Raw genomic sequence first — 25,604 nt, 5'->3', positions numbered from 1 at the left:
CAGGGCGAGCGCGCCGGGCAGGACGCCTGAACCTCGCGAGACGCCTGGGACGGTGCGGCGGGACAAGAAGGGTGTTCCCGTAGGGCCAAGCCTGTTCGACCGGAGATTACGGTGTCCGCGCAAGCTCGGCCAGAGGCTTCGAAACCCTCCTGCACTAAGCCAGCACGCCCGCCCTGCGCCCGGCCCACAGCGTCCCTGCGGCGCCTGCGAACATCGCGAGGCCGAACACCCAGCCCGAGACGGCGCCGGCCATGATGCCGGAGAGGAGCGTGCCGACGCTGCAGCCGAGCCCCGTCATCGCGCCCCAGCCGAGCAGCACGCCGCCGGCAAGGCCGCGCACGACCTGCCCGCGCGTCGGCAGGGCGGGACGGAACTGGCCGGCGAGAAGCGCGGCGGCCAGAGCGGCCAGCACGAGGCCGCCGATGAAGAGGCCGTTGGGCGTGAGGATCGCGTCGCGCAGGGCGGTGGCGCAGCCGCGGAAGCTGTCGAGTCCCTCCAGCCGATCCGGCAGCAAGCCGAGCGCGCCCGCCGCCTGCCGGGAGCGTCCGCCGATCTCCGCGGTGACGCCGAGCGGGCCGACCCGCAGATAGGCCAGCGTTCCCAGCGCCCCGACCGACAGCCCCCCGAGCCAGACCGGCCAGCGCGCCACGAACACGGCGTGGAGCGGAGCGTGCGAGGCCCGCGGTTGCGGTGCCGGCAAGCGGCGCAGCAGCGGCCAGGCCAGGGCGGCGAGGAGCGCCAGCGAGAGCGCGAGGCTCAGCCCGTAGCCGAGATGGCGCGGCAGCCAGAGCACGGGGGCCTCGGAGACGCTGGCGAGGTAGAGCGGGTTCCAGCTCAGGAACCCGAGGACGAAGCCGAGCCCGGTGCCGAGAAGCGCGAAGGGCGCCGTCGGCGAGCCCTCGCCGAGGCGGTAGAGATGGGCGCTGATGCAGGAGCCCGAGAGCGCCATGCCGGCTCCGAAGGCGAGGCCGGCCAGGATCAGAACCGGTCCGACCGGTCCGATATGCGCGTCCGGCGGCAGGCGCGTGCCGGACGGGTCCGGCATCCAGGCGCCGAGCACCACGGCGTAGCCCGCGACGCCCGCCGCCAAGGCCGCCAGGATGCCGAGCATCCCCCGCGGGTCGCCCTCGACCAAGAGATCGCGCCACTGGCAGTAGAAGCAGAACCGACTGCGCTGGAGCACGAAGCCGAACAGCGCCCCGAAGACGAGCGACAGGGCGAGACGCGCCCCGCCGGGCTCGCCCGAAAGGCGCCAGGCCGCCGCCGCGAGTCCCGCGGCGATCAGGCCGGACAGCGCTGCCCGGACGGGAAGAGCGCGCCCGGCTCCGGGCGCGCTCACGCTTCGCGGTGGGAGAGGCAGCGCCTCCCCCGGATGGCTCCCGGTCACTTTTGGCTCCCGGTCATTTGCCGCCCCAGACGGTGCCGGCGAGGTTGACCACCGGCACGCCCACCGCGTTGCCGTACTCGGTCCAGGAGCCGTCGTAGTTGCGCGCGTCGTAGCCGAGGATGCGGCTCAGGACGAACCAGGAATGGCTGGAGCGCTCGCCGATGCGGCAGGAGGTGATGATCGGCTTCGAGCCGTCGATTCCGGCCGCCGCGTAGAGGGCCTTCAGCTCCTCCTTCGACTTGAGGGTGCCGTCCGGGTTCACCGCCTTGGCCCAGGGGATGTTGACCGAGCCCGGGATGTGGCCGGCGCGGATCGCGAGTTCCTGGATGCCGGCCGGGGCGATGACCTTGCCGCTGAACTCGTCGGGGGAGCGGATGTCGAGGATCTGCTCGTCGCGCTCCTTCTTGGCCACCGCCAGCACGTCCGCGAAGCGAGCGCGCAGCTTCGGCGAGGGCGCCTGCGCGGTGAAGCTCGACCGCGCGACCTCGGCGATGCGGGTGTCGAGGGGGCGCTTCTCGGCCTCCCACTTCTTGCGGCCACCGTCGAGCAGCTTGACGTTGTCGACGAGACCGTACTGGGCGAGCACCCAGACGCCCCAGGCGGCGAACCAGTTGTTGTTGTCGCCGTAGAGCACCACGGTGGTGTCCCGGTCGAGGCCGAGGCGGCGGGCGAGTGCGGTGAACTTCTCCGGTCCGGCGATGTCGCGGCTCACGGTCTCGACGAGATCGGTGTGCCACGCGACGTTCTGGGCGCCCGGGATGTGGCCGCGCTCGAACACGCCCGGCTCGACGCTGACCTCGACGATCCGAAGGTTCTTGGCATCGAGGTTCTTCTCCAGCCACTCGGTCGAGACGAGGGGGCTTTCCTGGGTCGCGTCCGGCTTGGTCGCGCCGTCCTTGGGCGGCTTGGAGGCCGGGTCCGGCGCGGCGGACAGCCCCGTCGGTGCGAGGAGGCCTGCGGCGACGGCGAGCAGGAGAGCGGATTTGCACAGCACGGGACAGGCTCCGGATTGGGCGGCCGAGGTCGTCCGGAGCCGCGAAAGCTCCGGGGAGACGTATTCAGGAGGGTTGGGGCAGGTCCGCCGTCGCTTTCGCTCGCCGGAAACCGGTCCCGTTCGGGGGACCGTTCCGGATCGGCGCCGTCGAGGCCGGACCGCACCTCAATGTCGCCGTGCCGAACGCGTCGGGTCAACGGAATAATGATCCGTTTATTTCGTGCTGGCGGTGGGATCGCTCCCGCCACTGCCGCTCGAACATGAAGGATTATCTTGTGCCTTCGAACGTGCGGTCGATTTCGAGCGAAATCCGGCCGATGCGCTCGGGTGGTGCGGACCTGGCCCGTGATCGCGAGGCAGAGCCGAAGCAATCCAGGGCGCTGCCCGGCACGGTCGCGCCATGGGATCGCTTCGCTGACGCTCGCGATGACGAGGGCGCGCCGACCCGGATCGAACGAGAGCCGTGTCAGCCTCCGATCCGCGCGAAGAAATCCGCGATCATCCCCGCTGCGGCGTCCGGCCGTTCCCGGTGGGGAAAGTGTCCGGCACCTTCGAACGGGGCGAGGTCGAGATCGGAGAAGGTTTCGCCGAGGTGGTCGGTCCAGGCGTAGGGAAACAGCGGGTCCTGCGTGCCCCAGCGGATGCCCGTCGGCACCGCGATCGGCGGCAGAGCCGGCGCTTCGCCCCGCAGCATGGCGAGCCGGCTCTCCCGCTGGCTCAGGTACCAGTTGAAGCCGCCCTGCAGGTTTCCGGGTGCCAGGAAGTTGTCGGTGAAGGCCTCCAGCACGTCGTCGAAGGCGGCCGGGTTGCCGCCGGCCCAGTGGCGCAGGAAGTGGCCGATATAGGCGCGGCAGCTCGCGCGGCTGGCGCCGACCACGTCCGCCGCGAAGGGCTTGAGGTGGAAGGACTGGTACCAGATCTCGGCCAGCATCTCCGGCCGGGCGAGCCGCGGGCCGATGCCGGGATAGGGGCAATCGAAGAAGAACAGGCCGGTGAGCCGATCCGGGGCCGAGCGCCCGAGCGCTTGCCCGACGGAGGCGCCGACATCGTGACCGACGAGGCCCGCCCGCTCGATCCCGAGGGCGTCGAGAAGGCCCAGGATGTCGGCGGCGTGCACCTCGGGGCCGGCCTGGTCGGACGGGCCGGGATCGGGTTTCTCGCTGGCGCCGAAGCCGCGCAGGTCCGGGGCGATCAGGCTGAAGCGGTCGGCCAGCCGCTGCATCACCGGCTCCCAGGTCAGCTAGAATTCCGGCCAGCCGTGCAGCAGCACCAGGGGCCGGCCGCTCCCGGCCCGGGCGAAGTGCAGCTGCACGCCGTTCGCGCTCACGCTCTCGTGCCGGATCTCCGCCATCGCCCTCGCCCCCGTCGCTGCGCCGCCGGGGCAACGGGGCGGCCCCGGTGGGCCGTTCCGGGGCGGCGACGACGAGGTCGTGCGGGGCCGCCACCGCGAAACCACGGCGGCGACAAGTTCGGGCGCGCGGCTTGACCGGGCAAGCTCAGCTGTTTCAATGCGCCCGATCCTGCCGTTCGCGGGGGAAGGCGCGCATGAGGCGGCAGATGGCGACGACAGTTCGGCGACTCGCGCTCCCGCTCGCGCTGGGTGCCGGCCTCTCCGTCTCGGGCTGCACCGGCTTCGGCTACATCTCCCAGACCTACGTCAGCCAAGTGCCGCAGGTCGTCACGATCGGCTGCAACGAGCCCTACGAGATCTACGACAACCGCCAGCGCCGCCGAGTTCTCGTGGTCTCGAACGCCCTGCGCGAGGTGACGGGCTGCGACGTCGGCAAGGTCGGCGCGGGACGTCCGCCCGCCGAGACCCGGGCCGCGCGCTTCCGCACGGCGGCGCGCACCTATCTCGACGAGACCGTGCGCGAGGATTGCAAGATCACCGGCGAGACCGTGTTCAGCGACCTGCAGACCGAGTTCGCCTATGCCTGCGATGCGCCGGTCGAGCCCCGCGGCACGCAGGTGCCGCGCCTGCCGGGACGACGCCTGCAGCGCTGATCAAGGCTCCGCGGGGCCTACGAAGGTCCGCTCCGTGGCATCGCCCGCCGCGGCCAGCAGCGCCCGGGCGAAGGCGCGGGCCTCGCCTCGGTCGAGGCTGAGGATCGCGGTGACCGGGCGGCCGTCGAGGTCGGGCAGGCCCAGTTCCAGGCGCACGCCCTCGCCCTCCGCCCGGGCGGACAGGCTCCAGCTCCGCTCAGGCCCCGTTGCCCCGCCTGTGCCGGGCTCGCTCATCGCCTCGATCCTCGCTGGTCCCGTTCGCCCCTGACATGAACGGTTTCGCCGCCGCAGACCAGGGGCGCGGCCCGGACGGGCGTGCGGGGACGGGCGATTGACGGGCGCGACCAGGGATGATGTCTGCGCGCCAGCCGCCCGCGGGGCGGAAAATCTCTTCCAACACACCGAACGGGGACGAGGAACATGTCCGAGATCTGGTTCCGCACCGGGGAGGCGACGGTGCTCGCCGCCGAGGGGCAATTCACCGACGCGATGCCGGAGGTGCTGATCGGCTCCACCCGCGGCCCCGTGGGCCACGCCTTCGCCGGCATGCTCGGCCAAGTGCAGGGCCACACCCGCATGTTCGTGGTGCGCGACCTCAACCAGCTCGTGCGCCCCTCCACGATCATGACCACCAAGGTCACGATCCACACGGCCGAATACGCCGAGCTGCTCGGCGGCGTGGTTCAGGCGGCCACGGGCGACGCCATCGTCGATTGCGTGATCGAGGGCATCCTGCCCAAGGACGGCCTCGACGAGCTCTGCATGATCATCACGATCTGGCTCGACGAGCGCTGCGGCAAGGACGAGAACCTCGACCGCAAGGATCTCTACCGCACCAACTACGAGGCGACGAAGCTCGCCATCGGCCGGGCGATGCGCGGCGAGCCGACGATCGACGAGCTGATCGCCAACCGCAAGACGGTGAAGCACTACGCGCTCGAGGACATCATCGAGTACTGAGTTTTTCCCAACGCGGCTCGGGCCGCGTTCCGCTCGACGGCGTTCGGACGGTCGCCGGTCGATCGCTTCGGGACGTGCGACTTGCCCCCTCTCCCCACGTGCGGGGAGAGGGTTGATCCTCGGCTTCCAAATTCCGCTCAAGGAAACCGTACCACGGCGTCGGTCCAACCGTTCCGCCGTGCCGGAACGATCGGACCGCCTCGCGCGAGAAAAACCTACTTCTTGGCGACGTAGGGGCTGACCATCTTGCGCGGATCGACGATCCGGTCGTAGTCGGCCTCGGAAACGTAGCCGAGCTTGAGCGCCGCCTCGCGCAGGCTGAGATCCTGCTCGTGCGCGAGGTGGGCGATCTTCGAGGCCTTGTCGTAGCCGATCGTCGGCGTCAGCGCCGTCACCAGCATCAGCGAGCGATCGACGTACTCCTTGATCCGCTTGAGGTTGGGCTGCGTCCCCTCGATGAGGTGCTTGCGGAAGTTCCGGCTGCCGTCGCCCAACAGGCGGATCGACTGCAGGATGTCGTAGATCATCACCGGCTTGTAGACGTTCATCTCGAGCGTTCCGCTGGCGCCGCCGAACCCGGTGCTGACGTCGTTGCCCATCACTTGGAGGGTGACCATCGTCAGCGCCTCGACCTGGGTCGGGTTGGTCTTTCCGGGCATGATCGAGGAGCCCGGCTCGTTCTCCGGAATGATCAGCTCGGCCAGACCCGCCCGCGGGCCGCAGGACAAGAGCCGGATGTCGTTGGCGATCTTGTAGAGCGAGCCGGCCAGCGTGCGCAGGGTGCCGGACAGGTGGACGAGTGCGTCGTGCGCGCCCTGCACCACGAACTTGTTGGGCGCCGTGACGAAGGGCAGGCCGGTCAGACGCGCGATCTCCTTGGCGCTCGCCTCGGCAAAGCCCGGCTGCGCGTTGATGCCGGTTCCGACCGCGGTGCCGCCCAGCGCCAGGCGGTAGACACCCTTCAGCGCGTCGTCGAAGCGCTCCAGGTTGTCGCTCAGCATCCCCGAATAGCCCGACCATTCCTGCCCGAGCGTGATCGGCACGGCGTCCTGCATATGGGTGCGCCCGATCTTGATGATGTCCTTCCACTCCTCCGCCTTGCCGGCGATGCTGTCCCGCAGCTCGGTGATGGAGGGCACGAGCCGCTGCCGGACCGCGATCGCGGCGGCCATGTACATCGCCGTCGGGAAGGTGTCGTTCGACGACTGGGCCATATTGACGTGGTCGTTGGGATGCACGGGATTCTTGCTCCCGAGCGGCTGGCCGGCGATCTGGCTGGACCGGTTGGCGATCACCTCGTTGACGTTCATGTTGAACTGCGTGCCGCTGCCCGTCATCCAGACGTTGAGCGGGAACATCTCCGCGTGCTTGCCCGCCAGGATCTCGTCGCAGGCCTGCACGATGAGCCCGTGCTGCGTCTCGCCGAGGCGGCCATCGGCGAAATTGACGGTGGCGGCGGCTTTTTTCAGGATCGCGTAGCTCGACACGAGTTCGCGCGGCATCCGCTCGATGCCGATATCGAAATTCTCGATCGCCCTCTGGGTCTGGGCGCCCCACAGCTTGTCGCAGGGGATCTTCACCTCGCCCATGCTGTCCTTCTCGACGCGGAAGCACTCGCTCTCCGCCGTCGACGGGGTTGCCGCGGGCTGCACGCCGGCCTCCGCGGCGGTCGCCCTCGGGAGGGCCGCGCCGGCCGCCAGGCCGATCGATGTGAGTAGCCCGGTCTTGAGGATGTCCCTGCGCTCCATGGAGCCGTGTCCTTTCTTGCTCTTGAAATCGACGGGCCGAGGAGGAGGCGCGACCGCAGCATGTCCGGCCGCTGCCCGCACGCGATCCTCCGGCGGGGCGCGCGATCGGTGGACCATCGTCCGCGGACGGGAGGAGCCCGGCGGGGCGACGGCTACGGTTCCATGCGCGCCGCGACCCGGGCAATCAATTGTTATGAAAAGCGCGGCCTGACACCCGCCTTGCCGTGTAGGCTTCCAGCGCGCTCTCTCGGTGAAAATATGCAAAATAGTGCTTAATTTCCGAGCGTTGGGCCAACCGCGTATCGATATAATTCAAATAGCTCGCATCGATACCGATCGCGCCGTCATTTCGATGCGTGCACGGTCGGTACGCGGGCGTTCTGCGCGGTGAGCCCCGTTTCGATCGCGACGGAGGTCGTCCCCCGCCGGGGTCAGGGCTGCGGCGGCCTCGGACCGGGACGGTGTTCCACGTCATCGAAGACGGGGCTTGGCCTCATCCCGTTTCCGGCCGATCGATCCGGGCTCGTCTCCCCCCATCGTCGCGAGCGGCATCGAGGCGACGGAACGGTGCGACGCTCCCGGAGATGGCGGCGCCCTGGATCACTTCGGCTTCGCCTCGCGATGAGGATCGAGCGAAGGTCGGATCAGAACTCGATCCCCTCCTGCGCCTTCACGCCGGCCGAGAAGTGGTGCTTCACGCTGCCCATCTCGGTGACGAGGTCGGCGGCCTCGATCAGCGCCGGCTTGGCGTTGCGGCCGGTCACCACGACGTGGAGATCGGGGCGCCGCGCGGCGAGGTCGGCCAATACCGCGTCGAGGTCGAGATAATCGTAGCGCAGGGCGATGTTGAGTTCGTCGAGGACGAGGAGACGGATGCTCTCATCCGCCATCAGCGCGCGCGCGGTCTCCCAGGCGTTGGCGCAGGCGGCGATGTCGCGGGCCTTGTCCTGCGTCTCCCAGGTGAAGCCCTCTCCGAGCGCCTTCCAGACGATCTGATCGCCGAAGCTCTTCAGGGCGCGGGCCTCGCCCGTGTCCCAGGCGCCCTTGATAAACTGCACCACGCCGACCCGGTGTCCGCGCCCGAGCATGCGCAGCACGAGGCCGAGCGCGGCCGTGGTCTTGCCCTTGCCGGGGCCGGTATGGACGATGAGCAGGCCCTTCTCGATTTTCTTCGAGGCAACCTCGGCGTCCTGCACCGCCTTGCGCTTGGCCATCTTTTCGCGGTGGCGCGTATCGTCTTCGGTCATCAAGGATTCTCGCGTGAGGGTTTGACCGTCAGCGGCAGGCCGGCGACGGTGAGCACGACCCGGTCGGCGTCCCGGGCGAGGCGCTGGTGCAGCCGCCCGGCCGCGTCGCGGAAACGGCGGGCGAGCGCATTGTCCGGCACGATGCCGAGGCCGACCTCGTTGGCGACCAGCACGAGCGGGCCCGGCGCCCCGGCGCAGGCTTGCGCCAGCGCCTCCGTGGCCGCCGAGAGGTCGGCTTCCGCCAAGAGCAGGTTGGTGAGCCAGAGCGTCAGGCAATCGACCAGGACCGGCCCGGTCGCGGCGGCCACCGCCTCGGGCAGCGCCGTCGGCACGTCGAGGGTGTGCCAGGAGCCGGAGCGCCGCGCCCGGTGCTCGCCGATGCGGGCGCGCATCTCGTCGTCCCAGGCCTGGGCGGTCGCGATGTAGAGCCAAGGGGCAGGGCAGGCCTCGATCAGCCGCTCGGCATAGGCGCTCTTGCCCGAGCGCGCCCCGCCGAGCACCAGGGTCATCCGGGGAGCGGCCTGAAGCATCCGCACCCTTTGCCCCAGACGCCGCCGGCGCGTCAAAGTCAGTCTATTGACAACATTGTGTCAAATCGTCAGCATGTTGTCATGACGCGATCGGATCACGAGGCTGCGGAAGCCGCGACGGCCCTGGTGCTGGAGATCTTCCGGTCCAGCGGCGCGCTGCTGGCCGCCGGTGACCGGCTGGTGGGCGATCTTGGCCTCACCAGCGCCCGCTGGCAGGTTCTGGGCGCCGTCGCGCTCGCCGCCGAGCCGCTGCCGGTTGCCCGCATCGCCCGGGACATGGGTATGACGCGCCAGGGCGTGCAGCGGACGGTCAACGATCTGGCGACTGCCGGCCTCGTGAGCTTTGCCGACAATCCTCACCACCTGCGCGCCCGCCTCGTTCTTCTCACGCCCGCGGGCCGGGACGCCTACGCAGCGGCGGCGGCGCGGCAGGCTCCCTGGGCGGCCGCGCTCGCCCGCGGTCTCGACCCTGCGGCGCTCGATGCGGCCCGCACCCTCGTGCGGACCATCGGCGAGCGGGCCAGCGAACGCCGGAGCGGCGAACGACCGGGAGACCACGATGCTGATCGGTGAACTCGCCCTCGTCGCGGCGGCGGCCTTCGCCGGCGCCGCGCTCTATGTCGGCTTCGTGGAGCATCCGGCCCGGCTGGTTCTCGACCCGGCTTCCCAATTGCAGCAATGGCGCCCGAGCTACCGGCGCGCGACCCGGATGCAGGGCGGCTTGGCGCTGGCCGCCACCGCGCTCGGCCTGCTCGCCTGGGCGCGTACGGGCGATCCGCGATGGGGGCTCGGGGCGGGGCTCGCGCTCGCCAACTGGCCCTACACGATGCTGGCGATCATGCCGACCAACCGCACCCTGCTGGCCGCCTCGGGGACCGATCCAAGCGTGGCGCCGCTGATGCAACGCTGGATCCGCCTGCACGCGGTCCGCAGCGGGCTCGGTCTTGCGGCAGTCGCGGCCTTCCTCTGGGCGCTGCGGTGATCGCGTCCGCTCGGTCGACCGGCGCCGGACACGTTGTGCGTCCGTCCGCATCAGGCTATGACCGCTCGGTGACGGTGCCCCGGCAACGGGGTGAAAAGGGAATGCGGTGAGAGGGTTTCTCGAAAGCCTCGATTCCGCGGCTGCCCCCGCAACTGTAAGCGGCGAGTTCCTGCCACGAGCCACCGGGCGATCCGGGAAGGCGGCAGGCGCGATCGCAGCCGCGAGCCAGGAGACCTGCCGTCCGGTGCGAATTTGTTCTCGAATGCCGCCGGTGGGGCGGCCGGAGCCCGTGACCCGATGACGACTGCGACCCTTCAGACCTCGGCCACCGCCACCCGTTCCGCCGAGGGCGCCCGTGCGCTCCTCGTGGCTGCCTTCCTCGGCCTCGGTCTCGTCTTCGTGGCCGGCTTCGCCCCGGCCTCGGTGCTGCACAACGCGGCGCACGACTTCCGCCACGCGCAGAACTTCCCCTGCCACTGATCGCGGCGCCCGCAAGGCTCGCATCATGATCGCACGGTTGTTGTCGGCGGCGCTCGTCGCCGGCTTTCTCGCGTCCGTCGTCGCGACGGGCCTGCAACTCGCCCTGACCTCTCCGCTGATCCTCCAGGCGGAGACCTACGAGGGCGGGGGTGCGCACGCTGCCGTCGCCCCCTCCGCCGCCGTCACTTTCGCCTCCCTGATCGTGCCGGCCCACGCCCCGTCGCAGCACAGCCACGGCGAGGGCGGCCACAACCACGGCCGGGCCGACGAATGGCAGCCCGCCCCGGGCCTCCAGCGCATGGCCTTTACCGGCCTCGCCACGCTGGTCGGCGGGGTCGGCTACGCCCTGCTGCTCGCCGCGGTGATGCTGGCCCTGCGCCGTGAACCGAACCCGCGCACCGGGCTCGTCGTCGGCGTCGCCGGCTTCCTCGCGGTGGCGCTCGCGCCCGCCATCGGCCTGCCGCCGGAACTGCCCGGCATGGGCGCCGCGCCGCTGGTGCTGCGCCAGTTCTGGTGGCTGATGACGGTGGTCGCCACCGGCCTCGGCCTCTACCTGATCGCCGTGCGCCGGGTGCCGCTGACGATCCTGGGCGGCCTCGTCCTGATCGTCGTGCCGCATCTCGTCGGAGCGCCGCAATCGCTCGACACGGTCTCGTCGCAGGTGCCGCCGGCAACCGCCGCGCAGTTCGCCGCGCGCTCGCTCGCCATCGGCTTCGTGTTCTGGGCGGTGATCGGGCTCGCCTATGGCTGGGCCTGGGGGCTGTTCGGCCGCGCGGCGGGCGCCCGCCGCCATGCCTGACGCAGCATCCGAGCCCGACACCGCGACCCTGTCGGTCTGCCTCACCTGCCGCGCGGCCGGAGACCCCGCCGAGCCGCGGGCCGGGGCGAGGCTCCTGGCGGCCCTGCGCGCCGAGGCCGAACGGGCGCCCGTGCCGGGGCTGCGGATCGAGGGCGCCGAGTGCCTCTCGGTCTGCAAGCGGCCCTGCACCGTGGCGGTCGCCTCGGCCCACCGCTGGACCTACGTCTGGGGCGATTTCGACGCCCTGGAAGACCCGGACAATTCCGCCCGCACCATCCTGGCGGGCCTGCGGCGCTATCTCGAGACCCCCGACGGCCTCGTGCCCTGGCGCGAGCGCCCCGAAGCCTTCCGCAAGGGCGTCGTCGCCCGCATCCCGCCGCTGACGGCGGCACGAGGGGAGATTTCATCATGAGCTTGGTCGAAAAAATCCCCTGCACCATCGTCACCGGCTTCCTCGGAGCCGGCAAGACGACGCTGGTGCGCCACACCGTCGAGAACGCCCGCGGGCGGCGGCTGGCGATCATCGTCAACGAGTTCGGCGATCTCGGTTTCGACGGCTCGTTCCTCGCCGCCTGCGGCATCGAGGGCTGCAACGAGGATTCGGTGGTGGAGCTGCCCAACGGCTGCATCTGCTGCACCGTGGCCGACGACTTCGTGCCGGCGCTGACCAAGCTGCTCGACCGGCCCGAGCCGCCGGAGCACATCCTGATCGAGACCTCCGGCCTCGCCCTGCCCAAGCCCCTGGTCCAGGCCTTCCAGTGGCCGGCGATCCGCTCACGGGTCACCGTGGACGGCGTGGTCGCGGTGGTGGACGGCCCGGCGGTGGCCTCCGGCCTGTTCGCCGACGACCCGGATGCGCTCGCCAACCAGCGCGCCGCCGACAGTTCCGTCGATCACGACAACCCGCTCGAAGAGGTATTCGAGGACCAGATCCTCTGCGCCGACCTCGTGGTGCTCAACAAGTCCGACCTCCTCGACGCGGCGGGCCGCGACAGGGTCCGGGCCGACATCCAGGCCCACCTGCCCCGCGCCGTCGAGATCGTCGAGACCGAGCACGGCCGGCTCGACCCGCGGGTGCTGCTCGGGATCGCGGCGGCGGCCGAGGACGACCTCGATGCCCGCCCCTCGCATCACGGCGAGGGCGAGGATCACGACCACGACGACTTCGAATCCGTGGCGATCCCCGTCGGCGTCGCTGGCAGCCCGGAAGACCTCGCCGCGCGCGTGGAGAAGGCCGCCGAGACCGAGGGCGTGCTGCGCATCAAGGGCTTCGTCGAGGTGAAGGGCAAGCCGATGCGCCTCGTGGTGCAGGGCGTGGGCCGGCGCGTCGCCTCCCATTACGACCGTCCCTGGAAGGGCTCGGAGCCCCGCGACGGCCGCCTCGTCGTCATCGGCCTGAAGGGCTTCGACCAGGACGCGGTCGCCGCCGCCCTGCGCGGATGAGCCCGGCCGGGCATCGGCGCCCGGGGGCAGGCGCGAGAAAAGTCGCGCTCGCTCTCCTGCCCGCCTGCGCTCTTCTCGCGGGCTGTTCCGACCGGGAGCGCGAGCCGGCCGACGCGGCCGCGCCCGCGCCCTTCGTCTCCGCGGCGCGCCAGGGGGAGGCGGCCAGGAGCGCGGAACGGAACGCGGCGAAGCTCGCCTACCGCCACGACCTCTCCGTCGGCCTCGCGCCCGAGCGCGTGGCGCCCCATTTCGCCGCCGCCCGCGACCGCTGCCTCGGCGAGGCGGATTGTCGGCTGATGCTATCCTCGATCCGGGACGGCGGCGGCACGAGCCAGCCGCAGGCCCAGGTGCAGGTGCGCCTGCCGCACGCGGCGGTGGCCGGCTACGTCGCCTTCGTCACCGCCCCGTTGCCGGGCGAGGCGGCGGGCGAGGTCACCCTGATCGAGCAGGCGACCCGGGCCGAGGATCTCACCGCTGCCATTGCCGATACCGGCCGGCGGCTGACCCAGCTCACCGATTACCGCGACCGCCTCACCGCCCTCGCGCAGAAGCCGGACAACCGGGCCGAGGATCTGATCAAGATCGCGGGCGAGCTGGCGCAGGTCCAGAGCCAGATCGAGGAGGCGGAGGGCCGGCGCCGCGGCCTCGACGAGCGGGTGGACACCGAGATCGTCACCGTGAACTTCCGCACGAGCCGGGCCCGGGCCGGGGCCTTCGCCCCGGTGCAGGAGGTCTGGGCGCGCAGCGGCCCGATCCTCGGCGAGAGCGCCGCCTCCGCCCTGCGCTTCACCGTCGCCAGCCTGCCCTGGCTGCCTCTCGTTCTTTTTGCCGCCTTGCTCCTGCGGCTGGTCTGGCGCATCCGGCGCAGGCGGGCCGAACCGGCCCGCACCCGCTCGGAGCCGTGAGGGGGCACGCGCCATGCACCTGATCCGCCTCGATACGGTCTCCCTCGACGAGGGCGAGGCGGCGGTCGATCTCGGCCAGAGCCCCGGCGAGATCGTTTTCCTGTCGTTCACCGATACCGACCTCGCGGCCGTCGCCCAGGCGCATGCGGCCGAGCCGGGCCTGCCCTCGCTGCGGCTCGCCAAGATGGCGCAGCTGCGCCACCCGATGTCGGTCGATCTCTACGTCGATGCGGTGATCGCCCGGGCCAAGGTCTGCGTGATCCGCTGCCTGGGCGGGCTCGACTACTGGCGCTACGGCATCGAGCGCGCTGCGGCGGCCGCCCGGGCGCACGGCGTGCGGCTGGCGGTGCTGCCCGGCGACGACCGGCCGGACGCGCGCCTCGACGCCTTCTCCACCCTGCCGCCGGAGACCTGCGCGGATCTCGACGCCTATTTCCGCGCGGGCGGGCCGGACAACCTCAGGAACCTGCTGCGCCGCCTCACGGCGGAGGCCGGCGGCGCCTGCGAGGCCGAGCCGCCCAGGGCACTTCCGCGCGCCTTCGCTTGGTGCCCCGGCTGCGGACCCGTTCCGCTTGAGACGGCGATGCAGGCCGCCGGGCCGGGGCCGCTGGCGCTGCTGCTCGTCTACCGCTCGGCGGTGCTCTCGGGCGAGACCGGCCCCGCCGTGCATCTCGCCGCGGCGCTTGCCGCGCGCGGCGTCGCGAGCCTGACGCTCGCCGTGTCGAGCCTGAAGGACCCGGAGGCCGTGGCGACCCTGCGCGCGGCGCTGGCCTTGCGCCGGCCCGACATCGTGCTCGCCGCCACCGCCTTCTCCGCCCGCGACGATGCCGGCTTCGTGCTCGACGCCGCCGATTGCCCGGTGCTCCAGGCCTACACGATCGGCGCCCCGCGCGACGCCTGGGCGGCTTCGGGGCGTGGCATGAACGCGGCCGATCTCGCCATGCAGGTGGCCCTTCCCGAGTTCGACGGGCGGCTCTCGGGCTTCCCGGTCTCCTTCAAGGAGGAGGCCGAGGCGGTCGAGGGCTTTTCCGAGCGCCGCGCCGTGCCCGACCCCGCCGGCATCGCCGCCCTTGCGGATCGGGCGGCCGCCTGGGTTCGTCTGCGCCGGGTGCCGCGCGAACAGCGCCGGCTCGCGCTGGTGCTCTCCGATTATCCCGCCCGCGGCGGCCGGGCCGGCTACGCCGTCGGCCTCGACACGCCCGAGAGCGCCCGCGCCATCGCGACCGACCTCGCGGCGGCGGGCTTTGCCGCGGGCGGGTTGCCGGAGGCGGGCGCGCTGATGGCGGCGCTGACGGAGGGCGAGGCGGGTTTCTCGGTGTCGCTCGCCGAGTACGCGGCGTGGTTCCAGGGGCTGCCGGAGGCGCGGCAGGAGGAACTGAGCGAACGCTGGGGCGCCCCGGAGGCCGACCCGCTCTGCCGGGACGGCGCGTTCCGCTTCCGGATGGTGCAGGCCGGCGCCCCGGACATCCCCTCTCCCCGCACGCGGGGAGAGGGTCGCGACGACCCTGTCGTCGGCGCGACGAGCGGCAGCGTGGGTGAGGGGGCGCTTCGGGCTGAGCCTGCGTCGGAAACGCCCCCTCACCCCCGGCTGCCGCCTCGCTTCGGCGACGACGGGGTCGCCGAAGCCCTCTCCCCGCGTGCGGGGAGAGGGGATGTATTCGATTTCTCGCGCGAACTCGGCGGCAGCCTCACCCTCTTCCTCCAGCCCGACCGGGGCCGGTCGGCGGACCGCAAGGCCGGCTACCACGACCCCGACGAGCCCCCGACCCACGCCTATCTCGCCTTCTATTTGGGCCTGCGCAAAAACTTCGACGCGCTGATCCATCTCGGCACTCACGGCACCACCGAGTGGCTGCCCGGCAAGGCGGTGGCGCTGTCACCGGATTGCTGGCCGGTGCGGGCGGTCGGGGTGTTGCCGGTGATCTATCCCTTCATCGTCGACGATCCGGGCGAGGCGGCGCCCCTGAAGCGCCGGCTGGGCGGGGTGGCGCTCGGCCATCTCACGCCGACCGTCGAGGCCGCCGGGCTGACGCCCGAGGCCGCCGCCTTGCGCGAACTCGTGGAGGAATATTCCGCGGCGAGCGTGCTCGATCCGCGCCGGGCCGGGCTGATCGCCGAGGCGATCCTCGACGAGGCGGCCTCGGCCGGGCTGCTGGAAGGGGCGGGGATCGGCGCCGACACGCCCATGGCGGACGCCCTCACCGCCCTCGACGCGCATCTGTGCGACCTCGGCGAGACCCCGATCCGCGACGGTCTGCACGTGTTCGGCCGCGCGGCGGCAGACGCCGCCGAGGCGGTTCAGGCGAGTGCGCAGGCCGAGCGCGCCGCGCTGGTCGCCGCCCTCGACGGCCGCTTCGTCGCGCCGGGCCCCGCCGGCTCGCCCTCGCGCGGGCGGGCCGACGTGATGCCCACCGGCCGCAACCTGACGACGCTCGATCCCCGCGCCCTGCCGACCCGCGCCGCGACCCTGCTCGGAGCCAGGGCGGCGGAGGCGGTGGTGCGCCGCTACCTGCAGGACGAGGGCGAGTACCCTGCCCGCATCGTCATGGACCTGTGGGCCTCGCCGACGCTGCGCACCGGCGGCGAGGACGTGGCGCATGCGCTGGCGCTGATGGGCGTGCGCCCGGTCTGGGACCACGCCTCGACCCGCGTCACCGGCTTCGAGGTGCTGCCGCTGGCCCTGCTCGACCGGCCGCGCATCGACGTGACCTGCCGCGTCTCCGGCGCCTTTCGCGATACGTTTCCGGACACGCTGGCGCTGCTCGACCGCGCCGCCCGGGCGGTCGCCGCCCGCGAGGAGGAGGACGCGGAGAACCCGCTCGCCGCCGCCCGGCGCCGGGGCGAATCCGCCGCCCGCATCTACGGCGCGGCGCCGGGCCGCTACGGCGCGGGCGCGGCCGAGACGGCGCTCGACGGCGCCTGGGAGGCCCGCTCCGATCTGGGCCGAGCCTATCTGTCCGCCACCACCCACGCCTACGGCGACGCGGAGGGTGCGGATACGGGCTTTGCCGCCCGCGTCGCGGCGGCGGACGCCTACGTCCACGCCTTCGACGTGGCCGAGCGCGACCTGCTCGACGGCGAGGCGGCCGCCGACGCCATGGGCGGATTCTTTTCAGCGGCCTCGTCCGAGGGGAGGGCGCCCGCCCTCTACAGCCTCGACGTGTCGAACCCGGAGGCGCCCCGCACCCGCACGGCCCGCGAGGATGTCGCCCGGTTGATCCGGGGTCGGCTCGGCCATCCGCGCTGGATCGCGGCCCAGCTCCGCCACGGCTATCGCGGCGCCCAGGAATTCGCTCAAGGCATCGACGCGGTGTTCGTGCTCGCCGCCGCGACCGATGCCGTCGCCAGCGCCGATCTCGACCGGCTCTACGGCGCCTGGATCGCCGACCCGGAGACCTTCGAGGCCCTGCGCGCGGCCAACCCTCGGGCGACCCGCGCCATCCTCGAACGCTTCGACGAACTGCGGGCCCGCGGCCTCTGGCAGAGCCGCCGCAACGCTGCCCCTGCCGACGCTCTGCTGGCCGCCGAATGAGCGCCCGCCGCACCCTGCCCGAGGGCGCCCGCCGAGGCTGGTGCCCCTCGCTCGCCCGGCCGATGCCGACGGGTGACGGGCTGCTGGCCCGGGTCCACCCGCCGCTCGGCGCCTTGAGCGCGGCGCAGATGCGGGCCGTCGCCGCCGGGGCGCGGGCTCACGGCAACGGCCATATCGACGTGACCGCCCGCGGCAACCTCCAGATCCGCGGCGTGAGCGAGGCCAGCGCACCCCGGCTCGCCTGCGCGCTGGCGCAAGCCGGCCTCGGCGACACCCGCGACGACGGCGGCCCGCAGCGCCTGACGCTGACCGCGCCGCTCGCCGGTCTGGACCCGGGCGAGCGCATCGACGTGCCCGCGCTCGCCCGCGCGGTGGAGGCCGCCGCTTGCGCCGTCATGGGCCTGCCGGCCAAGACGCTGGTGGCCATCGACGGCGGCGGCGCCTTCGGCCTCGGCGCGGTCGAGGCCGATGTCTTCCTCTTCGCCGAGGGGCCGGGCGAGGTCGTCTTCGGGCTCGCGGGCGAAGCCGGCCCCCTGCGCTGCGGCGTGCTGCCGGAGCGGCGGGCGGCGGGCGCGCTCGGCCTCGCGCTGATCGCCTTCGTCGGGACCGGGCGGCGCCGGATGCGCGACCTCGACGCGCGGGAGCGGGCCATGGTCGCCGCCGCGGCCGGGTTCTATCCCTTCGCGCCGACGCCGCTCACCGCAGCCGCCGACCCGGCTCCGCCGGGACTCGTCGCCCTGTCGGGCACGATGTCCGCGCTCCTCGTGCAAGCGCCGTTCGGCCGCTGCACCGCCGACCGGCTGGACCGCCTCGCCGCGCTCGCCGGACCGGACGGCGCGCGGCTGAGTCCGGAGCGCGGTTTCGCCCTCCTCGCCCCCCGCGAGAGCCTGGCGGCGCTCTCGGCCGAGCTGGCGCAGGCCGGCTTCATCGTGGCGCCGGACGATCCGCGCCGGGCGGTCGCCGCCTGCCCCGGCGCGCCGGCCTGCCGCTCCGGCACCACCCCGGTGCCCGACCACGCCGCCCGGCTGGCCCGGGCGCTGGCGCCGCTCGCCGGACTCGGCACCTCGGCCAGCGTGCACGTCTCCGGCTGCGCCAAGGGCTGCGCCCATCCCGGCCCCGCCGACCTGACGCTGGTCGGCCGCGACGGGGCCTACGACGTGGTCCTCGCCGGCCCGGCTTCGGCCAAGCCGGCAACGCGTCTCGCTTTCGAGGCGGCGCTGGACCGGATAAGGAAGGCCGCGGCGGCGGGGCTTTCCCCGCCGGACCCGATGTTCTCGCAAGTGTTTCAGGACGACGTGAGATGAGTGCGCGCCACGACTACATCCGCGACGGCGGCGCCATCTACGCGCGCTCCTTCGCGATGATCCGCGCCGAATCCGACCTCGCCCGCTGGTCCGGTGCGGCCGAGCGGGTGGTGGTGCGGATGATCCACGCCTGCGGCATGACCGACCTGCCGCGCGATGTCGAAATGTCCGAGGATTTCGCCGCGGCCGGCGAGGCGGCCCTGAAGGCCGGCGCGCCGATCCTGTGCGATGTCCGCATGGTCGCCGACGGCGTCACCCGCGCGCGCCTTCCCGCGAAGAACGAGGTGGTCTGCACCCTGGGCGATCCGCGCGTCCCCGGCCTCGCCGCCGAGCTGGGCACCACCCGCTCGGCGGCCGCGATGGAATTGTGGCGCGAGCGCCTGCCCGGCAGCGTGGTCGCGGTCGGCAACGCGCCCACCGCCCTGTTCCGCCTGCTCGAACTGCTCGACGAGGGCGTGGCGCCTCCGGCGGCGGTGATCGGCATCCCCGTCGGCTTCGTGGGCGCGGCCGAATCCAAGGATGCGCTGGCGCGCGACGGGCGGGTGCCCTTCGTGGTGGTCCATGGCCGCCGCGGCGGCAGCGCCATGACGGCGGCCGCCGTCAACGCGCTTGCGAACGAGATCGAGTGATGGAGGGGAGCGTGCGCATCGACGCCCCGGTCGAGACGACGGACGGCGCGGGCGAGATCCCCGCGACCGCGAAGACCGGCACGCTCTACGGCGTCGGCATGGGGCCGGGCGATCCCGATTTCCTCACCGTGAAAGCGATGCGGGTGCTGGAGCACGCCCCCGTGCTCGTCCACTTCTGCAAGCGGGGCAAGCGCGGCAACGCCCGCACCATCGCCGATGCCGTGATGTGCGATCCGACCCGCGAATTCCCGCTCGCCTATCCCTACACCACCGAGCTTCACCCCGATCACCCGGATTACGTGGCGGCTTTGGCCGGCTTCTACGACGAGGCGGCGGGCCGGCTCGCCGACCATCTCGGGGCAGGGCGCGACGTGGCGATCCTCTCGGAGGGCGACCCCTTCTTCTACGGTTCCTTCATGCACCTGTGGCGGCGGCTGAAGGACCGCTTCCCCGTCGAGGTGATCCCCGGCGTCACCGGCATGTCGGGCTGCTGGACCCGGGCGGGCACGCCGATCACCTGGGGGGACGACGTGCTCACGATCCTGCCGGCGACGCTGCCGCGCGCCGCACTCGTGGAGCGACTGAGGGGAACGGACGCGGCCGTCATCATGAAGCTCGGCCGGCACCTGCCGAAGGTGCGCGGCGTGCTCGCCGAGACCGGCTTCCTCGCCCGCGCCGTCTACGTGGAGCGCGGCACCATGGCGGGCGAGCGGGTCGTGGCGCTGGCCGACAAGGCGGACGACGAGGCGCCCTACTTCTCCATGGTGCTGGTGCCCGGCGAGGGGCGTCGCCCGTGAGCGGGAGCGTCACGGTCATCGGTCTCGGGCCGGGCGACCCGCGCCTGCTCACCGAATCAGCCCGCGCGGCGCTCGACCGGGCACAGGATCTGATCGGCTACATTCCCTACGTCGCCCGCGTGCCCGAACGCGAAGGCTTGACCCGGCACGCCAGCGACAACCGCGTCGAGATGGACCGCGCCCGCCACGCGCTGGAACTCGCGACCGCGGGCCGCCATGTTGCCGTGGTCTCGGGCGGCGATCCCGGCGTGTTCGCCATGGCCGCGGCCCTGTTCGAGGCGGTCGAGCACGGTCCGGCGCCTTGGCGCGAACTCGACATCTGGGTCGAGCCCGGCATCACCGCCATGCTCGCGGCGGCCGCCCGCCTTGGCGCGCCGCTCGGGGGAGATTTCTGCGCGATTTCGCTCTCGGACAACCTCAAACCCTGGGAGGTCGTGACCGCTCGGCTCGACGCCGTGCTGCGTGCCGGCCTCAGCGTCGCGCTCTACAACCCCATCTCCTCGGCGCGGCCCTGGCAACTCGGCCGCGCGCTCGAACTGGCCGCCGGAATTCTTCCCCTCGCCACGCCCGTCATCTTCGCCCGGGCCGTCACCCGGCCCGACGAGACGTTGCGGGTGCTGACGCTGGACGAGGCCCGCACCGCGCCGGCCGACATGGCGACCATGGTCATCATCGGCGCGGCGGCGACCCGTCTGATTCCCCGCGAGGGCCGGCTGCCCTTCGTCTACACGCCGCGTAGCGTGTCGCCGTAAGCGCGTCGCCGCAGCCCCGCGCATCTCCTCAAGGTTCGGTATTCGCTCGGGGAGAGTTTCACGGGATGGTAGGCCTCTAGAAGACCCCGAAGAACCAGAGCAAAAGAATGATCGGTAGAGGAATGCCGATCAGCCAGAGAAGGCCACCTTTGAGCATCGTACTGTCTCCTGCGGGGTGGAGGCGGTGAGGCGCGCTCCTTCGTTTTAATACCTGCGACGCCCGTTTTGCGTTCCTCATTTCTATAAAAATTATGGTCGCGCTCGTCCGCAGCGGAGCGTCGCGCGTCGGCGCTCCGCGCAAGACATAAGACCAAATTCCTTCAATGACCGCGCATTATAGGAATATATGGTTGACAGCGCGACGCTCCTCGGGTAGAGAAAGGGCACGCTCAAGAAGTGTGGATGGAGACACCGCGATGGCGCGCAGCTCCGAACCACCCCTCGATCCGGTGGCGGGCGCACCGGCCGAGCCTCTTCCGAAAAGAGCCCGCAAGCGTGCGGCCGACCCCAAGAGAGTACGGGCGCGGTTGCTGACGCATATCGAGCGACAGATCGAGCGCTTCGATGCGGCGCTCGACAGCGATCCTCCTCCGGGGTTCGACTCCGGAAAGGTGCTGCGCGATCTCGGCGGCCTGAAGAATTTGCTCGACGACATGACGGCAACGGATCGAGCCGCGCGCGGGGGAGGGGCGGAGGATGCCGGAAGCCGCTCCTGGTCCGTCGCCGACCTCGTGGCGATGCGCGCGGATATCGCGCGCCGCTATGCTGCATTCGCGGCGGCAGCGCCGGACGACGGCCTTCCTGATCCGGCTCTGCCCGGAGCATCTCCGCCTGCTTGAAACCGACTGGTTGCACCGGGCACGGGAGGATCAGCTTCCGCCGCCCGGGCCATGGACGACCTGGGCGGTGATCGGTGGGCGCGGTTCCGGCAAGACCCGCACGGGGGCCGAGTGGGTGCGCGGCCTCGCTATCGGCGATCCGGTCTTTTCGAGCGAGCCGGTCGGCCGCATCGCGTTGATCGGCGAAACCTTCGCCGACGTGCGCGACGTGATGATCGACGGGCCTTCGGGCCTGCTCTCCCTGCCGCTCCTCGGGGGCACTCGGCCGGTCTGGCAGCCGTCGCGGCGACGGGTCGTGTTCGAGAACGGTGCCGTGGCTTTGGCCTTCTCGGCCGAGGAACCGGATTCCCTGCGCGGCCCTCAGTTCGGCGCGGCGTGGTCCGATGAGGTGGCCAAGTGGCGTGAGGCGGAGATTGCCTACGACATGATCCAGTTCGGGCTGCGGCTCGGCGCCCGACCGCGCGGGCTCGTCACCACGACGCCGCGGCCGGTGCCGCTCATCCGGCGCCTGCTCGCCGACCCGCATGCGGTCGTCACGCGCTCGCGCACCGCCGACAATGCCGACAACCTCGCGCCCCGCTTTCTCGAGGAGGTGGTCGGCCGCTACGCCGGCACCCGGCTGGGGCGGCAGGAACTGGACGGGGAACTGATCGAGGATCGGGCCGACGCACTCTGGACCCGCGACATCATCGAGCACGTTCGCGTCTCCGCGGCTCCGGCGCTGCAGCGTATCGCCGTGGCGGTCGATCCGCCGGCCTCGTCGCGGGCCGGAGCGGATGCTTGCGGGATCGTCGCGGCGGGTCTGGCGGCGGACGGGACGGCTTACGTCCTGGCCGACGCGACCCTGGAACGAGCGGCGCCCGCCGCCTGGGCGCAGGCGGCGCTCGCCCTCTACCACCGCCTCGCTGCCGATGCGCTGGTGGCGGAGGTGAATCAGGGCGGTGAGATGGTCGTCGCCGTGCTCGCGGAGGCCGATCCGAGCGTGCCGGTCGTGTCCGTGCGGGCGACGCGGGGGAAGATGCTGCGGGCCGAGCCGGTCTCCCTGCTCTACGCGCGAGGCCGCGTCCGCCATGCCGGAGCGTTTCCGGCGTTGGAAGACGAGATGTGCGCCTTCGGCCCCGGGGGTTTGCCGGGCGGCGGTTCACCGGATCGGCTCGATGCCCTGGTCTGGGCGCTCACGCACCTACTGCTGTCGCCGACGACCGAGCCACGCATCCGCCGGCTGTGATGGTCGGTGCAGTTAATTTCACGTGAAACATTCTCGGTGGAGACCGTGCCATGGCTGGATTCATCGCCCGGCTCGCCCAGGCTGCAGGCTTCGTTCCCGCCACGAAGGCGAGCGCGGCCGTCGCGCTCTACGGCGAGGGCCGCGCGGTGTGGACGGCGCGGGATTACAGCGCCCTGTCGCGCGAGGGCTTTCAGCGCAACGCCGTCGTGCATCGCTCGGTACGCTTGGTCGCGGAAGCGGCGGCTTCCCTGCCGTTGACGCTGGCCGGTGCCGACGACGCGCATCCCCTGATGGCGCTGCTCGCCCGGCCGAATCCGCGCGAGGGCGGAATGGGCTTCCTCGACGGCGTCTACGGACAGCTCCTGGTTTCGGGCAACGCCTACCTCGAAGCCGTGGAGATCGACGGCAGGCCCCGCGCGTTGTTCGCGTTGCGTCCCGACCGGATGCGGGTGGTGGCCGGGGCCGACGGCTGGCCGGTGGCCTACGAATACACCGTTGGCGGACGACGCATCCGCTACGAACAGGCCGGCGCGGTTCCGCCGATCCTGCACCTCACGCTGTTCAACCCGTTGGACGACCATTACGGCCTCTCGCCGATGGAGGCGGCGGCCGTGCCGCTCGACATCCACAACGCCGCCGGCGCCTGGAACAAGGCTCTGCTCGACAACGCCGCGCGCCCCTCCGGTGCGCTCGTCTTCGCTCCGACCACCGGCGCGGCGCTGAGCGACACGCAGTTCACCCGGCTCAAGGCCGAATTGGAAGCGAGCTACCAGGGCAGCGCCAATGCCGGCCGGCCCCTGCTTCTCGACGGCGGCCTCGACTGGCGCCCGCTCTCGCTCTCGCCGAAGGAGATGGATTTCGTCGAGGCCAAGGCGGCGGCCGCACGCGAGATCGCTCTGGCCTTCGGCGTGCCGCCGCTGCTCCTGGGCCTGCCGGGCGACAACACGCACGCGAATTACGCCGAGGCCAACCGCGCCTTCTACCGACAGACGGTGATTCCGCTGGTGCGCCGCACAGCCGACTCGATCGCCCGCTGGCTCGAGCCCGCCTTCGGTCCCGTACGGCTGGAGCCGGACCTCGATGCCGTCGAAGCTTTGGCTACCGAGCGCGAGTCGCTTTGGCGTCGGGTCCAGGGCGCCGACTTCTTGTCAGACGCCGAGAAGCGTGAGGCGGTCGGCTACCCCGCTGAAATTCCGGGGTCCGGGGCCTGAGGCCCCGGCGGGATCCGGGCGGAGCCCGTTCTTCTCCCTTTTGCCGAGGTCCTTCATGGATGGCCATTTCACCGGCTACGCCAGCCTGTTCGGCGTGCCCGATCTCGGCCGCGACATCGTCGCGCCCGGTGCCTTCGCCGCGAGCCTTGCCCGGCGGGGAGCGGGCGGCGTGCGGATGCTCTGGCAGCACGATCCGGCCGAGCCGATCGGCTCCTGGCTTTCCCTGCGGGAGGATGCGCGCGGCCTGCGCGTCGCGGGGCGGCTCAACCTCGCCGTCCAGCGCGCCCGCGAGATCGACGCGCTGATGCGCGAGGGGGCGCTCGACGGACTCTCCATCGGCTTTCGCGTGGTGCGGGCCTCGCCCGAACGCGGCGGGCGCCGGCTCGTCGCCGTCGATCTCTGGGAGGTCTCGCTCGTGACCTTCCCGCTCCAGCCCGACGCCCGGGTGATCCGCGCGGCGGCCCGCCGGCCTCCCGCCACGCAGCCCCGACTGCGACCCTCCGCCCCGCCGCTGCTGACGGCCCGCGCCTGAACCGATTCCCTTCACCACCCGATGAGGATGCCATGACCGAGATGCGCTTCGAGACCAAGGCCCCGTCCGGCCTGCCCGAGAACAAGTCCGCGATGCTCGGCACCGAGGCGGTGCTCGACGAGTTCGCCCGCACTTTCGAGGCCTTCAAGGAGGCCAACGACCTGCGCCTCACCGAGATCGAGAGCCGGTTCGCGCCCGATGTCGTCACCGAGGAGAAGCTCGCCCGCATCGATGCGGCGCTGGATCAGGCCCGGACCCGCCTCGACCGGATCAGTCTCGACCGCGCCCGGCCGCCGCTGGGGGGCGGGGAGGCGCCGCGCGACGCTTCCGCCACCGAGCACAAGGCGGCCTTCGACCTCTACGTCCGGGCGGGCGAGAGCGCCGGCCTGAAGCGGCTGGAGGAGAAGGCCCTCTCGGCCGGGTCGGGGCCGGATGGCGGCTACCTCGTGCCGCCGACCATCGAGCGGGAGGTGCTGCGGCGGCTGGCCGAGATCTCGCCCATCCGCGCCATCGCGACCGTTCGCGTCGTCTCCGGCGGGCAGTACAAGCGGGCCGTCTCGGTCAACGGCCCCGCCGCCGGCTGGGTCGCCGAGACCGCTCCCCGTCCGCAGACCGATGCGCCCAACCTGTCGGAGCTGAGCTTCCCGGCGATGGAACTCTACGCCATGCCGGCGGCGACGCAGACTTTGCTCGACGACGCCGTGCTCGACATCGATGCGTGGCTCGCCGAGGAGGTCGAGACGGCGTTTGCCGAGCAGGAGAGCGTCGCCTTCGTCACCGGCAACGGCATCGCCCGGCCGAAGGGCTTTTTGACCTACGACACCGTCGCCAACGCCAACTGGGTGCCGGGCAAGCTCGGCTTCGTGGCGACGGGCGCAGCCGGCGCCTTTCCGGCGAGCAACCCGACCGATGTGCTGTTCGACCTGATTTACGCCCTTCGCGCCGGCTACCGCCAGGGGGCGAATTTCGTGATGAACCGGCGGGTGCAGAGCGCGATCCGCAAGTTCAAGGACGCGGACGGCAATTACCCCTGGCAGCCGCCGCTCGCCGCCGACCGGGCCGCGACCCTGATGGGTTTCCCCGTGGTCGAGGCCGAGGCGATGCCGGATCTTGCCGCCGGCAGCCACTCCATCGCCTTCGGCGATTTCCGGCGCGGCTACCTCGTGGTGGACCGCGCCGGCTTGCGCACCCTGCGCGATCCCTACTCCGCCAAGCCCTACGTGCTGTTCTATACCACGAAGCGCGTCGGCGGCGGCGTGCAGGACTTCGACGCGATCAAGCTGCTCCGCTTCGCCGCCTGA

At 71.9% G+C, this 25,604-nt stretch carries 25 protein-coding genes, 1 pseudogene and 1 riboswitch; of the genes and pseudogenes, 19 read left to right on the top strand and 7 right to left on the bottom strand.

Annotated features, from left to right (window positions below):
* Positions 1-154: 154 nt before the first annotated feature.
* The 3 genes and pseudogenes from ACPCJR_RS19370 to ACPCJR_RS19360 all read right to left on the bottom strand — a co-directional run bounded on the left by ACPCJR_RS19370 (position 155) and on the right by ACPCJR_RS19360 (position 3,732).
* Entirely contained in the window at positions 155-1,339 is a 1,185-nt protein-coding gene (locus ACPCJR_RS19370) for a YeeE/YedE family protein (protein ID WP_391514205.1), read from the bottom strand.
* 61 nt (positions 1,340-1,400) lie between these two features.
* Complete coding sequence (locus ACPCJR_RS19365; RefSeq protein ID WP_391514207.1) at positions 1,401-2,381, bottom strand: sulfurtransferase; 981 nt, start codon at positions 2,379-2,381, stop codon at positions 1,401-1,403.
* Between the two features lie 466 nt (positions 2,382-2,847).
* Positions 2,848-3,732 (bottom strand): annotated as a pseudogene (locus ACPCJR_RS19360) (alpha/beta fold hydrolase).
* Between the two features lie 206 nt (positions 3,733-3,938).
* Here ACPCJR_RS19360 and ACPCJR_RS19355 point away from each other — a divergent pair.
* Entirely contained in the window at positions 3,939-4,385 is a 447-nt protein-coding gene (locus tag ACPCJR_RS19355) for a hypothetical protein (protein ID WP_110350530.1), read from the top strand.
* Here the strand turns inward: ACPCJR_RS19355 and ACPCJR_RS19350 are convergent, their stop codons facing one another.
* Positions 4,386-4,619 carry a hypothetical protein gene (locus ACPCJR_RS19350; protein ID WP_391514209.1) on the bottom strand — a complete coding sequence of 78 codons (234 nt, stop codon included), beginning with the start codon at positions 4,617-4,619 and terminating at the stop codon, positions 4,386-4,388. It lies immediately after the preceding gene.
* A 186-nt stretch (positions 4,620-4,805) separates the two neighbouring features.
* On the opposite strand from ACPCJR_RS19350, the gene fae reads away from it, so the two are divergent.
* Positions 4,806-5,345, top strand: coding sequence for a formaldehyde-activating enzyme (fae, locus tag ACPCJR_RS19345; RefSeq protein ID WP_110350532.1), 540 nt, complete (start codon positions 4,806-4,808; stop codon positions 5,343-5,345).
* Positions 5,346-5,560: 215 nt separating this feature from the next.
* Here the strand turns inward: fae and fumC are convergent, their stop codons facing one another.
* The 3 genes from fumC to cobU all read right to left on the bottom strand — a co-directional run bounded on the left by fumC (position 5,561) and on the right by cobU (position 8,870).
* Entirely contained in the window at positions 5,561-7,093 is a 1,533-nt protein-coding gene (fumC, locus tag ACPCJR_RS19340) for a class II fumarate hydratase (RefSeq protein WP_391514211.1), read from the bottom strand.
* A gap of 644 nt (positions 7,094-7,737) precedes the next feature.
* Entirely contained in the window at positions 7,738-8,340 is a 603-nt protein-coding gene (gene cobO / locus ACPCJR_RS19335; RefSeq protein ID WP_391514213.1) for a cob(I)yrinic acid a,c-diamide adenosyltransferase, read from the bottom strand.
* Positions 8,340-8,870: a bifunctional adenosylcobinamide kinase/adenosylcobinamide-phosphate guanylyltransferase gene (gene cobU / locus ACPCJR_RS19330; protein ID WP_391514215.1), complete on the bottom strand. Its 531-nt coding sequence runs from the start codon at positions 8,868-8,870 to the stop codon at positions 8,340-8,342. Before cobU ends, cobO begins: the two co-directional genes overlap by 1 nt.
* An 81-nt stretch (positions 8,871-8,951) precedes the next feature.
* Here cobU and ACPCJR_RS19325 point away from each other — a divergent pair, with 81 nt between their 5' ends.
* From ACPCJR_RS19325 to ACPCJR_RS19245, 17 genes are all read left to right on the top strand, one after another.
* A complete protein-coding gene (locus ACPCJR_RS19325) occupies positions 8,952-9,443 on the top strand; it encodes a MarR family winged helix-turn-helix transcriptional regulator (protein ID WP_391514216.1) in 492 nt (163 codons plus the stop codon).
* Positions 9,430-9,852: a DUF1772 domain-containing protein gene (locus ACPCJR_RS19320; protein ID WP_391514217.1), complete on the top strand. Its 423-nt coding sequence runs from the start codon at positions 9,430-9,432 to the stop codon at positions 9,850-9,852. The genes ACPCJR_RS19325 and ACPCJR_RS19320 overlap by 14 nt, the downstream gene beginning before the upstream one ends.
* Positions 9,853-9,907: 55 nt before the next feature.
* Positions 9,908-10,107, top strand: a riboswitch (cobalamin riboswitch).
* A 42-nt stretch (positions 10,108-10,149) separates the two neighbouring features.
* On the top strand, positions 10,150-10,332 hold the full coding sequence (locus ACPCJR_RS19315; RefSeq protein WP_110350539.1) for a CbtB domain-containing protein: 183 nt from the start codon (positions 10,150-10,152) through the stop codon (positions 10,330-10,332).
* A 25-nt stretch (positions 10,333-10,357) separates the two neighbouring features.
* On the top strand, positions 10,358-11,131 hold the full coding sequence (locus tag ACPCJR_RS19310) for a CbtA family protein (RefSeq protein WP_391514219.1): 774 nt from the start codon (positions 10,358-10,360) through the stop codon (positions 11,129-11,131).
* Positions 11,124-11,543: a DUF1636 family protein gene (locus ACPCJR_RS19305; RefSeq protein ID WP_391514220.1), complete on the top strand. Its 420-nt coding sequence runs from the start codon at positions 11,124-11,126 to the stop codon at positions 11,541-11,543. Before ACPCJR_RS19310 ends, ACPCJR_RS19305 begins: the two co-directional genes overlap by 8 nt.
* A complete protein-coding gene (gene cobW / locus ACPCJR_RS19300) occupies positions 11,540-12,574 on the top strand; it encodes a cobalamin biosynthesis protein CobW (protein WP_391514222.1) in 1,035 nt (344 codons plus the stop codon). The genes ACPCJR_RS19305 and cobW overlap by 4 nt, the downstream gene beginning before the upstream one ends.
* On the top strand, positions 12,571-13,479 hold the full coding sequence (locus ACPCJR_RS19295) for a DUF4349 domain-containing protein (RefSeq protein ID WP_391514223.1): 909 nt from the start codon (positions 12,571-12,573) through the stop codon (positions 13,477-13,479). The genes cobW and ACPCJR_RS19295 overlap by 4 nt, the downstream gene beginning before the upstream one ends.
* Positions 13,480-13,492: 13 nt before the next feature.
* Positions 13,493-17,011, top strand: coding sequence for a cobaltochelatase subunit CobN (cobN, locus tag ACPCJR_RS19290; protein WP_391514225.1), 3,519 nt, complete (start codon positions 13,493-13,495; stop codon positions 17,009-17,011).
* Positions 17,008-18,315, top strand: a complete 1,308-nt coding sequence (cobG, locus tag ACPCJR_RS19285; protein ID WP_391514227.1) for a precorrin-3B synthase — start codon at positions 17,008-17,010, stop codon at positions 18,313-18,315. The genes cobN and cobG overlap by 4 nt, the downstream gene beginning before the upstream one ends.
* Positions 18,312-18,944, top strand: a complete 633-nt coding sequence (locus tag ACPCJR_RS19280) for a precorrin-8X methylmutase (protein ID WP_391514229.1) — start codon at positions 18,312-18,314, stop codon at positions 18,942-18,944. The genes cobG and ACPCJR_RS19280 overlap by 4 nt, the downstream gene beginning before the upstream one ends.
* Positions 18,944-19,741: a precorrin-2 C(20)-methyltransferase gene (locus tag ACPCJR_RS19275; RefSeq protein WP_391514231.1), complete on the top strand. Its 798-nt coding sequence runs from the start codon at positions 18,944-18,946 to the stop codon at positions 19,739-19,741. Before ACPCJR_RS19280 ends, ACPCJR_RS19275 begins: the two co-directional genes overlap by 1 nt.
* On the top strand, positions 19,738-20,493 hold the full coding sequence (gene cobJ, locus ACPCJR_RS19270; protein WP_391514232.1) for a precorrin-3B C(17)-methyltransferase: 756 nt from the start codon (positions 19,738-19,740) through the stop codon (positions 20,491-20,493). The genes ACPCJR_RS19275 and cobJ overlap by 4 nt, the downstream gene beginning before the upstream one ends.
* A gap of 416 nt (positions 20,494-20,909) precedes the next feature.
* Positions 20,910-21,332 carry a hypothetical protein gene (locus tag ACPCJR_RS19265; protein WP_391514233.1) on the top strand — a complete coding sequence of 141 codons (423 nt, stop codon included), beginning with the start codon at positions 20,910-20,912 and terminating at the stop codon, positions 21,330-21,332.
* Entirely contained in the window at positions 21,256-22,560 is a 1,305-nt protein-coding gene (locus ACPCJR_RS19260; RefSeq protein ID WP_391514235.1) for a DNA-packaging protein, read from the top strand. The genes ACPCJR_RS19265 and ACPCJR_RS19260 overlap by 77 nt, the downstream gene beginning before the upstream one ends.
* A gap of 50 nt (positions 22,561-22,610) precedes the next feature.
* On the top strand, positions 22,611-23,771 hold the full coding sequence (locus ACPCJR_RS19255; RefSeq protein WP_391514237.1) for a phage portal protein: 1,161 nt from the start codon (positions 22,611-22,613) through the stop codon (positions 23,769-23,771).
* A gap of 55 nt (positions 23,772-23,826) precedes the next feature.
* A complete protein-coding gene (locus ACPCJR_RS19250) occupies positions 23,827-24,303 on the top strand; it encodes an HK97 family phage prohead protease (RefSeq protein WP_391514239.1) in 477 nt (158 codons plus the stop codon).
* Between the two features lie 32 nt (positions 24,304-24,335).
* Entirely contained in the window at positions 24,336-25,604 is a 1,269-nt protein-coding gene (locus ACPCJR_RS19245; RefSeq protein ID WP_391514241.1) for a phage major capsid protein, read from the top strand.

The sequence above is a fragment of the Methylobacterium sp. NPDC097929 genome (assembly GCF_049543375.1).
In the GTDB taxonomy this organism is placed as follows: domain Bacteria; phylum Pseudomonadota; class Alphaproteobacteria; order Rhizobiales; family Beijerinckiaceae; genus Methylobacterium.
The sequence above is the reverse complement of the archived record's forward strand: the minus strand, read 5'-3'. Positions and strand labels throughout refer to the sequence as shown.